The sequence below is a fragment of the Burkholderia sp. Bp9090 genome, from assembly GCF_003857985.1.
Taxonomy (GTDB): domain Bacteria; phylum Pseudomonadota; class Gammaproteobacteria; order Burkholderiales; family Burkholderiaceae; genus Burkholderia.
This window is the reverse complement of sequence record NZ_QTPV01000017.1, coordinates 72,211-87,963: the sequence shown is the minus strand read 5'-3', so window position 1 is coordinate 87,963 and position 15,753 is coordinate 72,211. Positions and strand designations below refer to the sequence as shown.

At 67.4% G+C, this 15,753-nt stretch carries 19 protein-coding genes; 2 read left to right on the top strand and 17 right to left on the bottom strand.

Going from position 1 to position 15,753, the window contains the following annotated elements; all coding sequences use genetic code 11:
* Nucleotides 1-11: 11 nt before the first annotated feature.
* The 17 genes from DIE16_RS17775 to DIE16_RS17695 form a co-directional block, all read right to left on the bottom strand.
* Complete coding sequence (locus tag DIE16_RS17775; protein WP_124520920.1) at nt 12-914, bottom strand: transporter; 903 nt, start codon at nt 912-914, stop codon at nt 12-14.
* A 67-nt stretch (nt 915-981) separates the two neighbouring features.
* Entirely contained in the window at nt 982-1,803 is an 822-nt protein-coding gene (locus DIE16_RS17770; RefSeq protein ID WP_124892934.1) for an alpha/beta fold hydrolase, read from the bottom strand.
* 37 nt (nt 1,804-1,840) lie between these two features.
* The gene (locus DIE16_RS17765; RefSeq protein ID WP_260434407.1) at nt 1,841-2,035 is read right to left on the bottom strand and encodes a 4-oxalocrotonate tautomerase family protein; all 195 of its coding nucleotides are present in this window, start codon (nt 2,033-2,035) and stop codon (nt 1,841-1,843) included.
* Between the two features lie 24 nt (nt 2,036-2,059).
* On the bottom strand, nt 2,060-2,848 hold the full coding sequence (dmpH, locus tag DIE16_RS17760; RefSeq protein WP_044845454.1) for a 2-oxo-3-hexenedioate decarboxylase: 789 nt from the start codon (nt 2,846-2,848) through the stop codon (nt 2,060-2,062).
* Nucleotides 2,845-3,891 (bottom strand): 4-hydroxy-2-oxovalerate aldolase, encoded by a 1,047-nt coding sequence (gene dmpG / locus DIE16_RS17755; RefSeq protein ID WP_124487091.1) that lies wholly within the window; start codon nt 3,889-3,891, stop codon nt 2,845-2,847. Before dmpG ends, dmpH begins: the two co-directional genes overlap by 4 nt.
* A gap of 44 nt (nt 3,892-3,935) precedes the next feature.
* Entirely contained in the window at nt 3,936-4,856 is a 921-nt protein-coding gene (locus DIE16_RS17750) for an acetaldehyde dehydrogenase (acetylating) (protein WP_124892930.1), read from the bottom strand.
* Nucleotides 4,857-4,897: 41 nt separating this feature from the next.
* The gene (gene dmpE, locus DIE16_RS17745; protein WP_044845457.1) at nt 4,898-5,680 is read right to left on the bottom strand and encodes a 2-oxopent-4-enoate hydratase; all 783 of its coding nucleotides are present in this window, start codon (nt 5,678-5,680) and stop codon (nt 4,898-4,900) included.
* Nucleotides 5,681-5,708: 28 nt separating this feature from the next.
* Complete coding sequence (locus tag DIE16_RS17740; protein ID WP_124892928.1) at nt 5,709-7,220, bottom strand: 2-hydroxymuconic semialdehyde dehydrogenase; 1,512 nt, start codon at nt 7,218-7,220, stop codon at nt 5,709-5,711.
* 99 nt (nt 7,221-7,319) lie between these two features.
* Complete coding sequence (locus tag DIE16_RS17735) at nt 7,320-7,769, bottom strand: heme-binding protein (protein WP_124892926.1); 450 nt, start codon at nt 7,767-7,769, stop codon at nt 7,320-7,322.
* Nucleotides 7,770-7,790: 21 nt separating this feature from the next.
* The gene (locus tag DIE16_RS17730) at nt 7,791-8,735 is read right to left on the bottom strand and encodes a catechol 2,3-dioxygenase (RefSeq protein ID WP_124892924.1); all 945 of its coding nucleotides are present in this window, start codon (nt 8,733-8,735) and stop codon (nt 7,791-7,793) included.
* A 25-nt stretch (nt 8,736-8,760) separates the two neighbouring features.
* The gene (locus DIE16_RS17725; RefSeq protein ID WP_044845461.1) at nt 8,761-9,117 is read right to left on the bottom strand and encodes a 2Fe-2S iron-sulfur cluster-binding protein; all 357 of its coding nucleotides are present in this window, start codon (nt 9,115-9,117) and stop codon (nt 8,761-8,763) included.
* Nucleotide 9,118: 1 nt separating this feature from the next.
* On the bottom strand, nt 9,119-10,183 hold the full coding sequence (locus tag DIE16_RS17720; RefSeq protein ID WP_124892922.1) for an NADH:ubiquinone reductase (Na(+)-transporting) subunit F: 1,065 nt from the start codon (nt 10,181-10,183) through the stop codon (nt 9,119-9,121).
* A gap of 25 nt (nt 10,184-10,208) precedes the next feature.
* Nucleotides 10,209-10,565 carry a phenol hydroxylase subunit P4 gene (locus DIE16_RS17715; RefSeq protein WP_124892920.1) on the bottom strand — a complete coding sequence of 119 codons (357 nt, stop codon included), beginning with the start codon at nt 10,563-10,565 and terminating at the stop codon, nt 10,209-10,211.
* Between the two features lie 74 nt (nt 10,566-10,639).
* Nucleotides 10,640-12,190, bottom strand: a complete 1,551-nt coding sequence (locus tag DIE16_RS17710) for an aromatic/alkene/methane monooxygenase hydroxylase/oxygenase subunit alpha (protein ID WP_124892918.1) — start codon at nt 12,188-12,190, stop codon at nt 10,640-10,642.
* A gap of 37 nt (nt 12,191-12,227) precedes the next feature.
* Nucleotides 12,228-12,497 carry an MmoB/DmpM family protein gene (locus DIE16_RS17705; RefSeq protein WP_044845465.1) on the bottom strand — a complete coding sequence of 90 codons (270 nt, stop codon included), beginning with the start codon at nt 12,495-12,497 and terminating at the stop codon, nt 12,228-12,230.
* A gap of 37 nt (nt 12,498-12,534) precedes the next feature.
* The gene (locus tag DIE16_RS17700) at nt 12,535-13,530 is read right to left on the bottom strand and encodes a phenol hydroxylase (protein WP_124487101.1); all 996 of its coding nucleotides are present in this window, start codon (nt 13,528-13,530) and stop codon (nt 12,535-12,537) included.
* A gap of 16 nt (nt 13,531-13,546) precedes the next feature.
* Complete coding sequence (locus DIE16_RS17695; protein ID WP_311766337.1) at nt 13,547-13,759, bottom strand: phenol hydroxylase subunit; 213 nt, start codon at nt 13,757-13,759, stop codon at nt 13,547-13,549.
* Here DIE16_RS17695 and DIE16_RS36610 point away from each other — a divergent pair.
* Both DIE16_RS36610 and DIE16_RS17690 read left to right on the top strand, forming a co-directional pair.
* On the top strand, nt 13,758-13,982 hold the full coding sequence (locus DIE16_RS36610) for a hypothetical protein (RefSeq protein ID WP_185500417.1): 225 nt from the start codon (nt 13,758-13,760) through the stop codon (nt 13,980-13,982). The genes DIE16_RS17695 and DIE16_RS36610 overlap by 2 nt on opposite strands.
* 81 nt (nt 13,983-14,063) lie before the next feature.
* A complete protein-coding gene (locus DIE16_RS17690; protein WP_124520940.1) occupies nt 14,064-15,752 on the top strand; it encodes a sigma-54-dependent Fis family transcriptional regulator in 1,689 nt (562 codons plus the stop codon).
* Nucleotide 15,753 lies beyond the last annotated feature (1 nt).

The window sequence follows — 15,753 nt, the reverse complement described above, 5'->3', positions numbered from 1 at the left end:
GCGCGGCACCGTCAGAACGGAATGACGGCCTTCGCCCAAACGGCCTCGCCGGCCGGCCGGTTGCGCACGAAGAATTCCTTCACGACGCGCGCTTCCAGGCTGACCTTGCCGAACTGGTAACGGACACCGGGGCCGATCGCGAACGTCTGTCCGCGAAAGCCGTCGCCCGCGACCGGCTGGCCGTTCTGCATGTCGTCGGTGGTCTGCTTGACGAAGTAGCCCGACAGCCCGACGCGCGCCTTCGGCGTGACCGCGTAGCTCGCCGAGTAATCGATGTGGAACAGGTTGCCCGAGTGGTAATGGGTGTCGTTGTTCGGCGAGTTGAAGCTGTACGTGATCTTCGCGGACACCTCGATCTTGTCGTTCGGCAGCCACGTCACGCCGAACACCGGCCGCGCGGTGTAGTAGTTCTTGCCGGTATTCAGCGCCGCATGCATGTCGTACTGGCCGGTCGGGAACACGAATTCGATCGCCGCGACGGTGCGCAACGCGCCCGATCCCCACGCGATCAGCGCGGGGCTGACGATCAGGTCGCCGAGATTGGTGCGGTCGAACGACGCGCCGCCCGCATCCAGCGCCAGATGCTCCATCGGCAGCACCGCATACGCACCGTAGCGCCCGCCGAGCACCGACAGGTTCGACATCCACACGACGCGCGGAATCAGCACGTCGGCATCGAGCTTGAATCCTGGCACCGAACCGTTGCCGTGCGAATCGTTGAAGCGCGATGCATGGTAGTGCGTGTAGTACAGCAGCGCGTACAGCCCGGCCGGCGGCAGCGCGCCGGCGAAGAACGCTTCCGCGCCCTCGCCGATCGTGTCGCCGCCGCCCTCCGTTGCAAACGCGCCGGTGCTCAGCGCCATGCCCGCGCACGCGGCGAGCGAAACCAGTCCGAATGCAGCCTTTCGTTTCATCGATGTCTCCAATATTCGTTCTACTGAATTGATTTTTTATGGTCGTCCCGCGCGCCGCCCCCGCCGGCTATTCGTTGAAGTGCTCGATCACGAGCCGGTTGAAGCGCGCCGCGTGCTCGATCTGCGTCCAGTGTCCGCAGCGGCCGAACACGTGCAGCTGCGCATTCGGCAGCAGTTCCAGCAGCCGCGTCGAGCTGTCGAGCGGAATGACGCGGTCCTCGCGGCCGTGCACGATCAGCGTCTCGTGCGGCAGCGCGCGCAGTTTCGCCTCGTCGCTCGCGAGCGCATCGACCCAGCGCTGACGCGGCGCGGGAAACATGTTCGCGAACGCCTCCTGGTAGCCGGGCCGCACACTCGCGGCGTAGCGCACCTTCGCGAGCTCGTCGTTCACCAGCGTGCGATCGAACGCGAAGATGTCCAGCAGGCCGCGCATGTTCCCGATCGACGGCGTATAGCCCCACACGGCGTCGAGCCCTTCGGTGAGCGTGAAGCGCGTGCCGGCCGCGCCCATCAGCACGAGCCGGCCGACCCGTTCGGGCGCGCGGATCGCCAGCGCGAGCGCGAGCGCGCCGCCGAACGAGTTGCCGATCACGTGCGCGCGCTCGACGTCGAGCGCATCGAGCAGGCCGAGTGCGTGGTCGACCCAGTGGTCCATCGAATACACGTAATCGCGCGGCCGCTCGGTTTCGCCGAAGCCGGCCATGTCCGGCGCGATCACGCGAAACTGCGCGGCAAGCGCGGGCATCGTGAGCCGCCAGTTCGCATAGGCCGTGACGCCCGGCCCCGAGCCGTGGATCAGCAGCACCGGCGGCCCGTCGCCGAGGTCGTGATAGTTGGTGTCGAGACCGGCCGCGACGATCCGGCGGCCCAGTTCGGGATTGCTTGACATGATGCTTCTCCAGTCGGTTTCGATGGCGCGCGGCGCGTCAGCGCCCGCGTTTCTTCGCGCTCTGCCCGCCGATCCCGAAATGCGCCTTCGGCATCTCGGTGATGATCACGCGCACCGATTCGAGCGGTGCGTCGAGCGAGCGATGGATGGCTTCGCTGACTTCGGCGATCAGGCGTTCCTTCTTGTCGTCGTCGCGGCCTTCCAGGATGTACAGATGAGCTACCGGCACGATGGCCTCCCGTTGCGTTCGGAACGTTCAGATGAAGCGCAGGCCGACCGAGCCGATGTCCTGCACGCGCAGCGTCACGTTGTCGCCGGCCGCGACGGCCACCGCCTCCGTGATGCCGCCCGACAGGATCAGGCTGCCCGCCGGGATCGATTCGCCGCGCGCGCCGAGATGGTTCGCGAGCATCGCGATCGCCGCGGCCGGATGCCCGAGCACGGCCGCGCCGGCGCCGAATGCGACCGGCAGCCCGTTCTTCTCGAGCACGATGCCGAGCGTGCGCAGGTCGACGCCGTCCACCGGCAGCGGGCGGCCGCCCGCGACGAAGCGCGCGGCCGACGTGTTGTCGGCCACCACGCTCTTCAGGTCGAACTTGAAATCGCGGTAGCGGCTATCGATCACCTCGATCCCGGCGACGACGAAATCGGTCGCGGCGAGCACCGCGCCGACGTGGCAGCCGGGCCCCTTCAGTTCGGCCTTCGTCACGAACGCGATCTCCGGCTCGACCTTCGGATGGATCAGTGCGGACGTGTCGCACTCGCCGCCGTCGGGCAGGTCGTAGACGTCGGTGAGGAAACCGAACACGGGCGTGTCGACGCCCATCTGCCGCATCTTCGCGTGCGACGTCAGGCCGGCCTTGTAGCCGACGATCCGCGCGCCGCGCGCGAGCTGCCGGCGGCGGATCGCATCCTGCACCGCGTAGGCGTCGTCCCAGTCCATCTCCGGATGACGGTCGGTGATCTTCGGTGTGTCGCATGCTTCACGCATGCAGTCGTCGAGATGCGCGGCGAGCGCCTCGATCGTGTCGGTCGACAGGTTCATGCGGCCTCCCGCTTCGCTTGCGCCGCGCGCGCCTTCGCGAGCGTCAGCGCGGTGTCCTCGATCATGTCCTCCTGGCCGCCGACCATCCCGCGCCGGCCAAGCTCGACGAGGATGTCGCGCGCCGGAATCCCGTATTTGTCGCCCGCCCGCTTCGCGAACAGCAGGAACGACCCATAGACGCCCGCATAGCCGAGCGTCAGCGCGTCGCGGTCGATCCGGATCGGGAAATCCATCATCGGCACGACGAGATCCTCGGCGACGTCCTGGATCTTCCACACGTCGACACCGGTTTCGATGCCCATCCGCTCGCACACGGCGACGAACACTTCGAGCGGCGTGTTGCCGGCGCCGGCGCCGAGCCCCGCCGCCGCGCCGTCGATCCGGTTCGCGCCGGCCTCGATCGCGGCGATCGAGTTCGCGACGCCCATCGCGAGGTTGTGGTGACCGTGAAAGCCCAGCTCCGTGTCGGGCTGCAGCGCGTCGCGCACCGCGCCGAGGCGCGCCTTCACGTCGTCGGGCAGCATGTAGCCCGCCGAGTCGGTGATGTAGATGCAGTTCGCGCCGTACGACTCCATCAGCTTCGCCTGCTTCACCAGCCCGTCCGGGCTGTTCATGTGGCTCATCATCAGGAAGCCGACGGTATCCATGTCGAGCTTGCGCGCCATCGCGATGTGCTGCTCGGAGACGTCCGCCTCGGTGCAGTGCGTCGCGACGCGGATCGTATGCACGCCGAGCGCGTGCGCTTCCTTCAGATGGTCGACGGTGCCGATGCCCGGCAGCAGCAGCGCCGACACCTTCGCGCGCTTCAGCAGCGGGATGACCGCGCCGAGGTATTCCGCGTCGGTATGCGCGGGAAAGCCGTAGTTCACCGACGAGCCGCCGAGGCCGTCGCCGTGCGTGACTTCGATCAGCGGCACGCCGGCCGCGTCGAGCCCGCTCGCGATCGAGCGCATCTGGTCGAGCGTCATCTGGTGACGCTTCGGGTGCATGCCGTCACGCAGCGTCATGTCGTGGACGGTGATTCGCTTGCCTTTGAGATTCATTTCCGTTCCTTTTCGTCCGGTCGTGGAAGTCGCGTCCGCGGGCATCAGGCCGCCTGCGCGGCCGATGCCAGCGTGAGGCGGCCGGCCAGTAGTTCCTCCGCGAACATCTCGGCCGTGCGCGCGGCGGCGGCCGTCATGATGTCGAGGTTGCCCGCGTATTTCGGCAGGTAGTCGCCGAGGCCTTCGACCTCGAGATAGACCGACACGCGATTGCCGTCGAACACCGGCCCGTTGACGAGCCGGTAGCCGGGCACGTAGCGCTGCACGTCGGCGATCATCGCGTGCACCGATTCGACGATGCGCGCTTCGTCGGGTGCGCTCTCCGTCAGGCAGTGCACGGTGTCGCGCATGATCAGCGGCGGGTCGGCCGGGTTGATCACGATGATCGCCTTGCCCGCCTTCGCGCCGCCGACCTGCGCGACGGCCGCGGCCGTCGTGCGCGTGAATTCGTCGATGTTCTTGCGCGTGCCGGGGCCGACCGAGCGCGACGACACGGTCGCGACGATCTCGCCGTACGCGACCGGCTGCACGCGCGAGATCGCGCGCACCATCGGGATCGTCGCCTGGCCGCCGCAGGTGACCATGTTGACGTTCATCTCGCCGGAGCCGATGTGGTCCTTCAGGTTGACCGGCGGCACGCAGTACGGACCGATCGCGGCCGGCGTCAGGTCGATCATCAGCACGCCGAGCGCATTGAGCTTGCGGCTGTTCTCCGCGTGGACGTATGCGCTCGTCGCATCGAACGCGATCTGCACGCCGTCCGCCTGCACGTGCGGCAGCAGGCCGTCGACGCCGTCCGCGGTGGTCTTGAGGCCGAGTTCGCGCGCGCGTTTCAGGCCGTCGGAATCGGGATCGATGCCGACCATCCACACGGGTTCGAGCACGGGGCTGCGCATCAGCTTGGCGAGCAGGTCGGTGCCGATGTTGCCGGGACCGATCAGCGCGCAACGGATCTTTCGGGTCATGGGGAATGCCTCGTTAGCGTGGAAAGGAGAACGGGCGGCGCTCACGCGAACCGCACCGAACACGCGCCGATCCCGCCGATCGACACGCGGAAGTTGTCGCCGCGCGCGGCCGGCGCCATCGCGGCGAGCGCGCCGGACAGGATCACTTCGCCGGCCTTCAGCGGAATGCCGAGGCGGCCGAGCGTGTTGGCGAGCCACGCGACCGCGTTCACCGGCGAGCCGAGCGCGGCCGCGCCGGCACCGGTGCCGATCACATCGCCGTTCTTCTCGAGCACCATCCCGCAGGTCGACAGGTCGACGCTGCGCGTGCTCACGGCCTTGTCGCCAAGCACGAACACGCCGCACGACGCGTTGTCGGCGACCGTGTCGCCGATGCGGATCTTCCAGTCGCGAATGCGCGAATCGACGATCTCGAAGCACGGCATCACGCATTCGGTCGCCGCCAGCACCATCGCGTTCGTCACGCCGGGGCCGAGCAGATCGCGCTTCAGCACGAACGCGATCTCGCCTTCGGCCTTCGGCTGGATCAGCGTGTCGAGCGCGATGCACTCGCCGTCGCCATACACCATGCCCGACAGCAGGTAGCCGAAGTCGGGCTGGTACACGCCGAGCATGTCCATCACCGCCTTCGACGTGACGCCGATCTTCTTGCCGATCACGGTCTCGCCCGCGTCGAGGCGGCGTTGCACGAAGCGCTGCTGGATGCGGTACGCGTCGTCGACCGACAGGTCCTCGTGCTGCGATGTCAGCGGCGCGATCGGTTCGCGCGACGTCATCGCGTCGTACAGCCGGTCGCCCAGCGTGGTAATCAACGTGGAGTCCATAAGAGTGTTCCGGTCAGTAACGGTTGGGTCAGAGCTTCACGCAGACGTTGCGCAGCTCCGTGTAGAACTCGAGCGAATGCACGCCGCCCTCGCGGCCGATGCCCGATTGCTTCGCGCCGCCGAACGCGGTGCGCAGGTCGCGCAGGAACCACGAATTGACCCACGCGATGCCGACGTCGATCGACGCCGCGACGCGATGCGCGCGCGACAGGCTGGTCGTCCAGATCGCGGTCGACAGCCCGTACGCATTCGCGTTCGCGCGGCCGATCACTTCGGCTTCCGAATCGAACGGCATCACGAGCGTGCACGGCCCGAAGATCTCGTCGCGCGCGATCGGCGAATCGTCGCCGAGGCCGGTCCAGATCGTCGGCTGCACCCACGCGCCGCCGCGCAGGTCGTCGGGCATGTCGGGCACGCCGCCGCCCGTCACGATCGTCGCGCCGAGTTCGGCCGCCTTGCGGTAATACGACAGCACCTTGTTGCGATGCTCCTGGCTGATCAGCGGGCCGAGGCCGGTCGACGCCGCTTCCGGGCGGCCGGGTTGCAACTGCTCGGCGCCGGCCTTCAGCGCCGCGACGAAGCGCTCGAACAGCGGACGCTCGACGTACACGCGCTCGGTGCCGAGGCAGACCTGCCCCGCGTTCGCGAAGCACGAGCGCAACGTGCCTTCGACGGCCGCGTCGAAGTCGCAGTCGGCGAACACGATCGCCGCGTTCTTGCCGCCCATCTCGAGACTGACGGGCCGCGCACCGTCGGCCGCCGCCTTCATGATGGCCGCGCCGGTGCGCGTCTCGCCGGTGAACGTGATCGCGTTCACGCCCGGATGGGTCGTCAGGAATTCGCCGGCGGAAGCCGGCCCGAAGCCGTGCACGACGTTGTAGACGCCGCGCGGCACGCCCGCCGCGTTCATCACTTCGCCGAGCAGCGCGGCCGTCTGCGGCGTCTCCTCCGACGGCTTCACGACCACCGTGTTGCCGCACGCGAGCGCGGGCCCGACCTTCCACGTCATCAGCAGCAGCGGCAGGTTCCACGGGCAGATCACGCCGACCACGCCGACCGGCCGGCGGATCGCGTAGTTGAGCGCGCCCGCGCCGTCCGGCGTCGCCATCTCGAAGGTTTCGCCGGGCACGTTCTTCACGACGTCGGCGAATACCTTGAAGTTCGCGGCGCCGCGCGGAATGTCGATATGGCTCGCGAGGCTCACCGGCTTGCCGGTGTCGGCCACTTCCGCTTCGAGGAAATCGTCGAAGCGGCGCGTGATGCCGTCGGCCACCGCATACAGCAGCTCGACGCGCTGCGCGACCGTCAGCCCGCCCCACGGGCCGGCCAGCGCCGCGCGGGCGGCCTGCACCGCCGCGTCGACGTCGGCGCGGCTCGCTTCGGCCACGCGCGCGATCACCGCGTTGTCGAGCGGCGAGCGCTTGTCGAACCAGCGCTCGCCCGCGCGATAGTCGCCGTCGATGAAGTTGCGGACGCGCCGCGGTTCCGGCTGCCCGCCGGCGGGGCCGCGTGTCGCGGCGTTGGGTTCGGTGTCGTACATGATGGAGTTACCGATAGTCGTGAATCCGTGATCCGTGGGTTCGTGAAGCGTGTTCGCGTGCGATGTCGTGCCGTGTCTTGCCGTGTCGCATGCCGCGCGTCACGACCCGCCAAGGCCGGCCGCATCGAGCCCCGCCTGCGCGCATTGCGCGTCCTGTGCCTCGCTGCCGCCCGACACGCCGATGCCGCCGATCAATGCACCGTCGTCGACGATCGGCAGCCCGCCGCCGAACGCGACGAAGCGTGCTCGCAGCACGAGGCCCTGCCGCACGGCGTCCGAGTGCGACGCCAGGGCGGCGTGCCACGCGCCGGTCGGCAAACCGAAGCTCGCGGCCGTGTACGCCTTGTCGATCGCGATGTCGATCGAATGCAGCGGCGCGCCGGGCATGCGCACGAACGCCGCGAGCAGCCCGGCCGCATCGACGACCGCGACGTTCACGCGCACGCCGAGCCGCCCAGCGGCCTCGGCCGCCGCCTGCGCGGCACGCGCGGCGGCAGGCCAGTCGATCGTGCGCAGCTCGACGCTGCGGGTCGTATCGTTTCGGTTCATGGCGCTGGGCTCCTTCGCGGGTCAGGTATAGACGGTCGTGAACGCTTCGTTCAGCTCGCCGGAGTGGAAGAAGATCCCGCGCCCGAGTTCCTCCTCGGTCCACGTGGTGACAGGGCGATCGGGTTGCGCGAGATAGCCGAGCCCCGCGAACGTCTCGTTGCGGTTGCCGCTCGGATCGAAGAAGTAGATCGTGGTGCCACGCGTGATCCCGTGCCGCGTCGGCGCGACGTCGATCTTCACCTTGTTCTTCGCCATCACGTCGGCCGACTTCAGCACGTCGGCCCAGTCGTCGAGGAAGAACGCGATGTGATGCAGCCCGTTGCGCGGGCCGCCGACGAACGCGATGTCGTGCGGCGTCGTGCTGCGAAACATCCACGTCGCGGCCTGGATCGTGTTGCCCGGGCCGACCATCACCTGTTCCGCCAGGTGGAAGTCGAGACACTCGGCCATGAAGCGCGTGTTCTCCTCGACGCGGTTCACGCCGGCCTCCGGATTCAGCTCGCACATCAGCAGGCAGTGGTCGAGCCAGTGCACGGCCGAGCCCGGCACGTCGTCGGGCCACGGATCGGGGTTCAGCGAGCCGACCGCGGTGCCCACCAGCTCCTTCTTCGCGAACAGGCGCAGCTCGTGCCCGCTCGGCAGCAGGAACCGCAATTGACGCCCGACCGCCGGCAGCGCGCCTTCGGGCAGCATCTCGGTCGCGATTCCGTATGCTTCGATACGCTGCTGCAGCGCGTCCAGATCGGCATCGTGCTCGACCTTGTACGCGGCATGCTTGAGCCCCGCCTGATCGGACGGCGACAGGATCAGCGAATACTTGTCCCATTCGTCCCAGCATTTCAGGTAGACGTTGCCTGCCGCGTCGCGCATCGTCTCCTGCATGCCGAGCACGCGCACGTAATGACGCAGCGCCGCTTCCATGCCCATCACCTTCAGACTGACATGACCAATACGCATCACACCCATGATGTGTCTCCTCCTGGTTTCCTGATTACTTGTCGATCGCCGGCGCGCCTGCACAGGACGCGCCGCAGAAGAACGGCTTTTTCAACCGGCCGGCCACTTCGAGTTCGACGTCGCCGTCCGGCACGACGCGGCACGCCAGCGCATAGCCGTCGCTTTCCTCCTCCGCGCTCACGTGCGCTCGGCTGATCGGCCCGAGCTTGCGCACCGCGCCGCGCAGCACACGCACCTTGCATACGCCACACCCACCGTTCAGGCAGCCGACCGGAATGCCGCGCCGGCCGAGCTTCGCCATGCCGGCCAGCAGCGACTCGCCGGACACGCACGCATAGCGCTCGTCGGTCTGCGCGATCCGGACCGTCCCGCATACGCGGCCCGCGTCCATGTCACACCCGCCGGAACAGCGGGCTGCGCGTCTGTTGCGCGTCCGCCGCCGAGATGAACTTCTCGTGATAGATGTCGCGCTCGAACAGGCGCCCCTGCATCAGCGTCGTGATGCACGCGTCGATCATCGCGGGCGGTCCGCACAGGTACGCCTGGTGCCCCGAGAAGTCGCCGTCGAAATGCGCCTTCGCGACGTCGTGCACGAACCCTTGCGCGACGTCGCCGCCCGCATCCGGCGCGCCTTCGGACAGCGCCGGCACGTACGTGAAGTTCGGATGGCGTGCGGCGAGCGCGCGGAATTCGTCGTGGTAGTACAGCTCCTTCGCGTTGCGCTGGCCGTAGACCAGCGTGATCGGCGCGGTGACGCCGCTCGCGAGCAGATCGGCGATCATCGAGCGCGGGCTCGACAGCCCCGATCCGCCCGCCATGAAGATCATCGGCCGCGCGGCCGAGCGGCGCACGAAGAAGCGGCCGTACGGACCCGACAGCCGCACGCGGTCACCCGTCGCGAGCTGCTCGTGCAGATAGCCGGTGCCGAGCCCGCCCGGCACCTGCCGCACGTTCAGCTCGATCTCGCCGGTGGCCGCGACGTCGGCCGGCGCGTTCGCGATCGAGAACGCACGGCTCTGCCCGAGGCCGGGAATCTCGAGCTGCACGTACTGGCCCGCCTGGAAATGGATCGGCTGCGACAGCTTCAGGCGGATCGACTTGATGGTCGGCGTGAGCTGCTCGATACGCGTGACGTCGGCCGCGAAGTCCTTGACCGGGATGATCTCCGCGTCGGGCTCCTCGTCGACGTCGGCCTCGATCACGGTGTCGGCCTGCAGCGTCGCGCAGCACGCGAGCGCCTTGCCTTCCTCGCGCTCGAAATCCATCAGCGCGAACGGGTTCGCGTCGCCGAGATCGGTTTCGCCGTCGAGCACGGCGACCTTGCAGGTGCCGCAGAGGCCGTGACAGCACGCGTGCGGAATGTAGATGCCCTGGCGCAGCGCGGCGTCGAGCATCGTCTGTCCTTCCTCGACCTCGATCGTCACGCCCAGCGGCTCGATGGTAAGTTGATGGCTCATGATGGTTCGCTCGTCCGCGTGGCGGTCAGAAGCTCGCGCCGCCGAGGCCGTCGAGGCCCGGCGCGCGGAAGCTGATCAGGTCCTTGTGCCCGAGGCCGTTGTCGGCCAGGCTCTTCGCTGCGTCGGGCGTCCACGGCTCGCCGGAGCGAAACCACGCGACGCGATCCCAGTCGATCTTCGCGAAGTCGGGGTGATAGCCATAGACGGGCGGCAGCACCTTGTCGGCCAACGCGCCGAACGGCAGGTCGGGCGGCAGCGGCAGGCAGAACGGCGCCGGGAACATCAGGTGGTCTTCCCAGCACACGTAGAGCAGCGGCGCCGGAAACTTCCCGACGGCATCCTTGATCGGGAAGTCGTAGGGTTTGAGCGCGATGACGGCCATGTTTGTCTCCTGTCGGCCCGCGTTCGCGCCGAGGCGCGCGCGGGTCCTGTTCAAGGTTGCGTATCGATTGCGGGTCAGTTGCGGGTGGCCTGGCCACGCCAGGCCGCGAAGTTCTTCTGGTCTTCCGAGCCGTCGAAATCGAGGTTGTCGCGGCCCATCTGCACTTCGTAGTAGTCGAGCACCGCGGCGAGCGGATCGAAGCCTTCCGCGCTCGGGTCGGCATCGGGCGGGAAGCAGTTGCCCTGATGGATCTGGTGCACCGGCAGCCACGCCTGCACGTATTTCTGCGGCTCGTGGTCGAAGATTTCCTTGCAGTGATCGCTGCAGAAATGGAACCTGTTGCCGAGATAGTTCGACTCGCGCGCGCCGATCTTCTTCGGGTTGCCGGGCTCGGTGAACAGCATCGGGATCTGGCAGGTCTGGCACAGCATCGGCAGCGTCTTCATGTAGAAGCGGTTGCCGGCTTTCGCCTGCTCGCCCCAGTAGTCGAAACGCGGGCGGTAGTAACGGTCGAACGAATCGGGATACTTCGCGGACAGCCACGCCATCTCGTCTTCGGTCGGCACCCAGGTGTGGAACGCGGAGGCCGCGTTGAAGCCGTAGAACGTCGACCACGCCTGGTGGCTGATGTGGTCCTTGCCTTCGCACGCGTCCTGCCAGCCCTTCGGCTCGCGAATCCCGTAGCGCGCGAGATCCTTGAACAGCGCGCCGCCGTTCTGCTCCGCGTACATCTCCCACGATTCGCGCCAGCTCATCACGCGCTTCGGCTGCATGTAGTCCATCATCATCGCGACCAGCGTGAGCAGCCGGTAGCCGCGCCAGAACCACTTGTCGATCCAGCGCTGCACGATCGGCACGTTGTCCGGGTCCTGTTCGAGCAGGAACTTGATGCACTCGATGCCGAGCGTCATGTGACGCGATTCGTCCGACTGCGCGGAGAAGCCGAACGTGACGGTCGACATGTCGCCGTTGTACGCGGCGCCCGACATGAACGGCACGAACAGCAGGTTCGTCAGCACGTATTCGAACGAGAAGCTGACCGCGGTCAGGAACTCGAACGGGCCCGACGAATACGCATCCTCGAAGAACGACTTCGGCACCGACAGATACCAGACGCGATCGAACCAGTGGTTCGAGTGATGGAATCCGTTGAAGAACTTGTTGTACGTCGACATCGCGTGCGTTTCGGTCTGGTAGTGCCGCAGCTCGTCGATCGACTGCATCTGGCATGCGATGCGCGCGCCCTCGCCGGTGAAGTGCCGGCCGACGTGCGCGAAGCCGCGGTGCGCGAGATATTCGAGCGGCGTCACACCCTGGATGAACAGCTTCAGCGCGTTGATGTAGCGGGCGTCGGTCACGCCGAGGAACGCGTTGTTCTGCGTGAACGCGTCGATCACCGCGTACAGCTTCTTCTCCTTCTCGCCCTGGTATTTCCAGTACGCATCCATCGTCAGGCGGAACGGGTCGACCCACTTGTCCCAGTCGTGGATCTTGATGCCTTCATAGCGGTCGTACGGGAAGACCTTCTCCATCGGCTGGTAGGTCGTCTCCCAGCCGAGGCCGCGCGTCATTGCCGCGTAGCGGTCCTTCAGGCCGAGCTTTTTCTTGAGCGTTGGCGTGTCCATGCGTGTCTCCGTGTTGTCGGTGCGCGTAGCGCGGCGTTCAGTGCGACCAGCTCAGCGTGAACTGGTCGTCGTCCTCGTCGATGTGGCCGGACAGCGTGATCAGGTTCACCTGCAGCTGCTGCAGGTCGAAGCGCGTGCCGGTCAGCTCCTCGATCGTGTCGCGGCGGATCGTCAGCCGGTCCGGCGCGTCGATCTTGACCATGCCGGGCGACTCGACCACCACCGCGCGCGGGTTGTCGGCGACGATCGCGTCGACGATCGGTCTGGAGTCCTCATTGGCCTGAAAGGCGATGAATACGTTTGACATGCTGGTTATCCTTGGGATGTGAGGTGAACGCCCGTCGTCAGAGCGCGATGCCGAGCTTCGCGACGCGCGCCTGAAACTGCTCGCGCACTTCGTCGAGCGCGGCCTGGCCGGCGTCCTGCAGCGCGCGTGCGGCGACCGGCGCGAGCGCCGCGTCGGCCCGGGCCGACCAGTCGCGGGTCCAGCGGGCGAGCAGCGCACGGTTGTCGTCGGATTCGGCGGCCATCGTCTTTACGACCGCGTCGATCCAGCGGTTCGATTCGGCGTGCCATTCGGGCATGAACGCAGTCAGCATCGCGACCGCCGAGCCGCCCGCGAGCGCGATCCGTTCGTCGACGAAACGGTCGTAGACGAGCGGATACAGCAGGCCGTCGAGCGCGAGGTTCTGCGCGACGAACAGCTCGACCGGGTCGGCCACGACCAGCGTGTCCTCGACGTAGCGGCGCAGCGGCTGCCAGGCGGCGTCGTTCGTCCAGGCCGCCTTGGCCGCATCGAGCACGTCGGGCTCGGCCATCGCGAGCGCGAGGCGCGTCAGGTACTGCGCGACGCCGAGGTTGTCCATCGCATGGAACATCGCGGGCGCCGTGAACGCGGTGCCGTAGCCGAGCGCGCAGATCTGCGCGTTGTTCATGTTCGCGCCCCACGCGACGTGGCGCAGCGGCACCAGCACGTCGAGCGCGTGCGCGGCCACGTCGTCGCGCATCAGGCCGATCATCCGGCGCGACTCGACGAACTCGAAGTTCGACTCCATAGCGTCCTGCTGGCGCGCCCGCGTGGTCGCCCACGACGCGTAGTAGAACTGGCGCGGATCCTTCAGCGCGTACCAGCTCGCCATCCGGATCGCCGAACGCGACGGATCGAAGATCTCGTGGTCCGGATCCCAGGTCGGCCGGTAATGGAAGTTCGCCTGGGGCTGCGCGCCCATCATGCCTTCCTGGTAACGCGTCGCCGTCTTGTCGCCGCCGATGTGCTGCGCGACGTGCGCGAAGGTGTGCCGGAGCGGCTTGATGTCGACTGTCTTCAGCTCGATGGTCACTTCTTGCTCCTCAATGTCATGGGTTCGCTTCGACGTCGAGCCGCGTGACCTGCTGTTCGCGGCAGAACGCATCGAAGGCGGCAGGAGGCAACGTCAGCTCGACGCACAGCTCGGGCGCACCGCCGATCGACAGCTCGAATTCGACGAAGCCGCGCACGTTCGTGCCCGTCACGCGGACGCACTTGCGGCCGGGATCGAGCGGGGAAAGATCGGTCGGATGCTGATTCATGATCGGTGTCGCCTCCATGCCGGACTTCAATGCAGCATCCGTGCCACGTTCGGATCGACCTTCAAAAAATCTCGATAATTCAGGGAAAGCCCTGACGCAAAGTTCGAATTCGCGATCCACAATGGCGGTTAACCAGAACGGCAAACGCACGCCGGCGACCCTGCCGGAACCTATATCCGGCGGCCTTTTTCATCATTTGAGCAACTCGGTCGAGCGCATTTGATGAAATGATCAAATCGATCCGCTCACCGCGGCGCTGCTGGCGAAAACTTTGAAAATCACGAGAAATCTCGACGGAGGAGACATGACGCGGCCCAGCCTGCCCCCTTTGCCGCCGGACACCGACCTGCGCAAGCTGATCCATTTTTCGGCGAGCGACGGTCGCATCTGGCTGGCCGGACAGCGGATGGTGCTGCTGCATGCCGGCGCGCTGGCGACGCTGCGCCAGGAACTGATGGAAAGCGTCGGCCCCGCGCAGACGCGGCGTTTCTTCACGCGGGTCGGCTTCGCGGCCGGCGAACGCGACGCCGCGCTCGCGCGCGAGATCCGCAGCGGCGCGTCGCTGTTCGACATGTTCCACGTCGGCCCGCAACTGCACATGCTCGAAGGTGCCGTGCAGGTCACCCCGTTGCGGTTCGAGGCCGACCCCGCGACGGGTGCGTTCTACTGCGAATACCGCTGGGAACATTCATGGGAAGCCGACGTGCACCGCCGCACGTTCGGGCCGCAGCCCGAACCGGTGTGCTGGATGCTGATCGGTTATGCGACCGGTTATACCAGCGCGTTCATCGGCCGCACGATCCTGTTCAAGGAAACGAGCTGCGTCGGCATGAACGACCCGCACTGCACGATCGTCGGCAAGCCGGCCGACGAATGGCCCGACGCGGAGGAAATCACGTCGTGGTTCAAGGCCGACTCGCTGATCAATACGATCCGCGACCTGCAGACCGAGGTCGAATCGCTGCGCCTCGAGATGACGCCCGACGACGGCCGCACCCGGCTCGTCGGGCGCTCCGATGCGTTCCGCGCGGCCTATGCGCTGCTGGAGACGGCCGCGCCGACCAAGGTCGCCGTGCTGCTCACCGGCGAGACGGGCGTCGGCAAGGAACGCTTCGCGCGTGCGCTACACGGCCTCAGCCCGCGCGCGGCGAAGCCGTTCGTCGCGATCAACTGCGCGGCGATTCCGCATGCGCTGATCGAGTCGGAACTGTTCGGTGCGGAGAAAGGCGCATTTACGGGCTCGCAAACCGCGCGCGCCGGGCGCTTCGAGCGCGCGGACGGCGGCACGTTGTTTCTCGACGAGATCGGCGAGCTGCCGCTCGACGTGCAGGCGAAGCTGCTGCGCGTGCTCCAGGAGGGCGAGGTCGAGCGGCTCGGCGCGACCGACGGCCGGAAGGTGGACGTGCGCGTCGTCGCGGCGACCAACCGCGATCTCGAACAGGCCGTGCGCGACGGCACTTTTCGCGCGGATCTCTACTACCGGATCAACGTTTATCCGGTGCTGATTCCGCCACTGCGCGACCGGCAGGACGACATCGCACCGCTCGCCGACGCGATGCTCGACCGCTTCGCGGCGCTGCACGGCAAGCCGACGCCCACGCTGACCGATTACGCGTACGACGCGCTGCGCGGCTATCGCTGGCCCGGCAACGTGCGCGAGCTCGAGAACCTGATCGAGCGCGCGGTGATCCTGTCGCGGCCGAACCGTCCGGTCGACGCGAAGGACCTGTTCCCCGGCGTCGGCTCACCCGGCGGCGCGACGGTCGACCGGGCCGGGCAGATCCGGCCGGCGGCCGCGATGTCGATCGACTGCGGGTCGATCCTCGACCAGTTGCAAGGCGGCGGCGGGCTCGACGGCCTCGAGCGGGCGCTGCTGCATGAAGCCGTCGACCGCGCGAACGGCAACCTGTCGGCCGCCGCACGCCTGCTCGGCCTGACCCGCGCGCAGCTCAGCTATCGGCTCAACCGCAGACAGGACCAGGAGGACGCGTGAC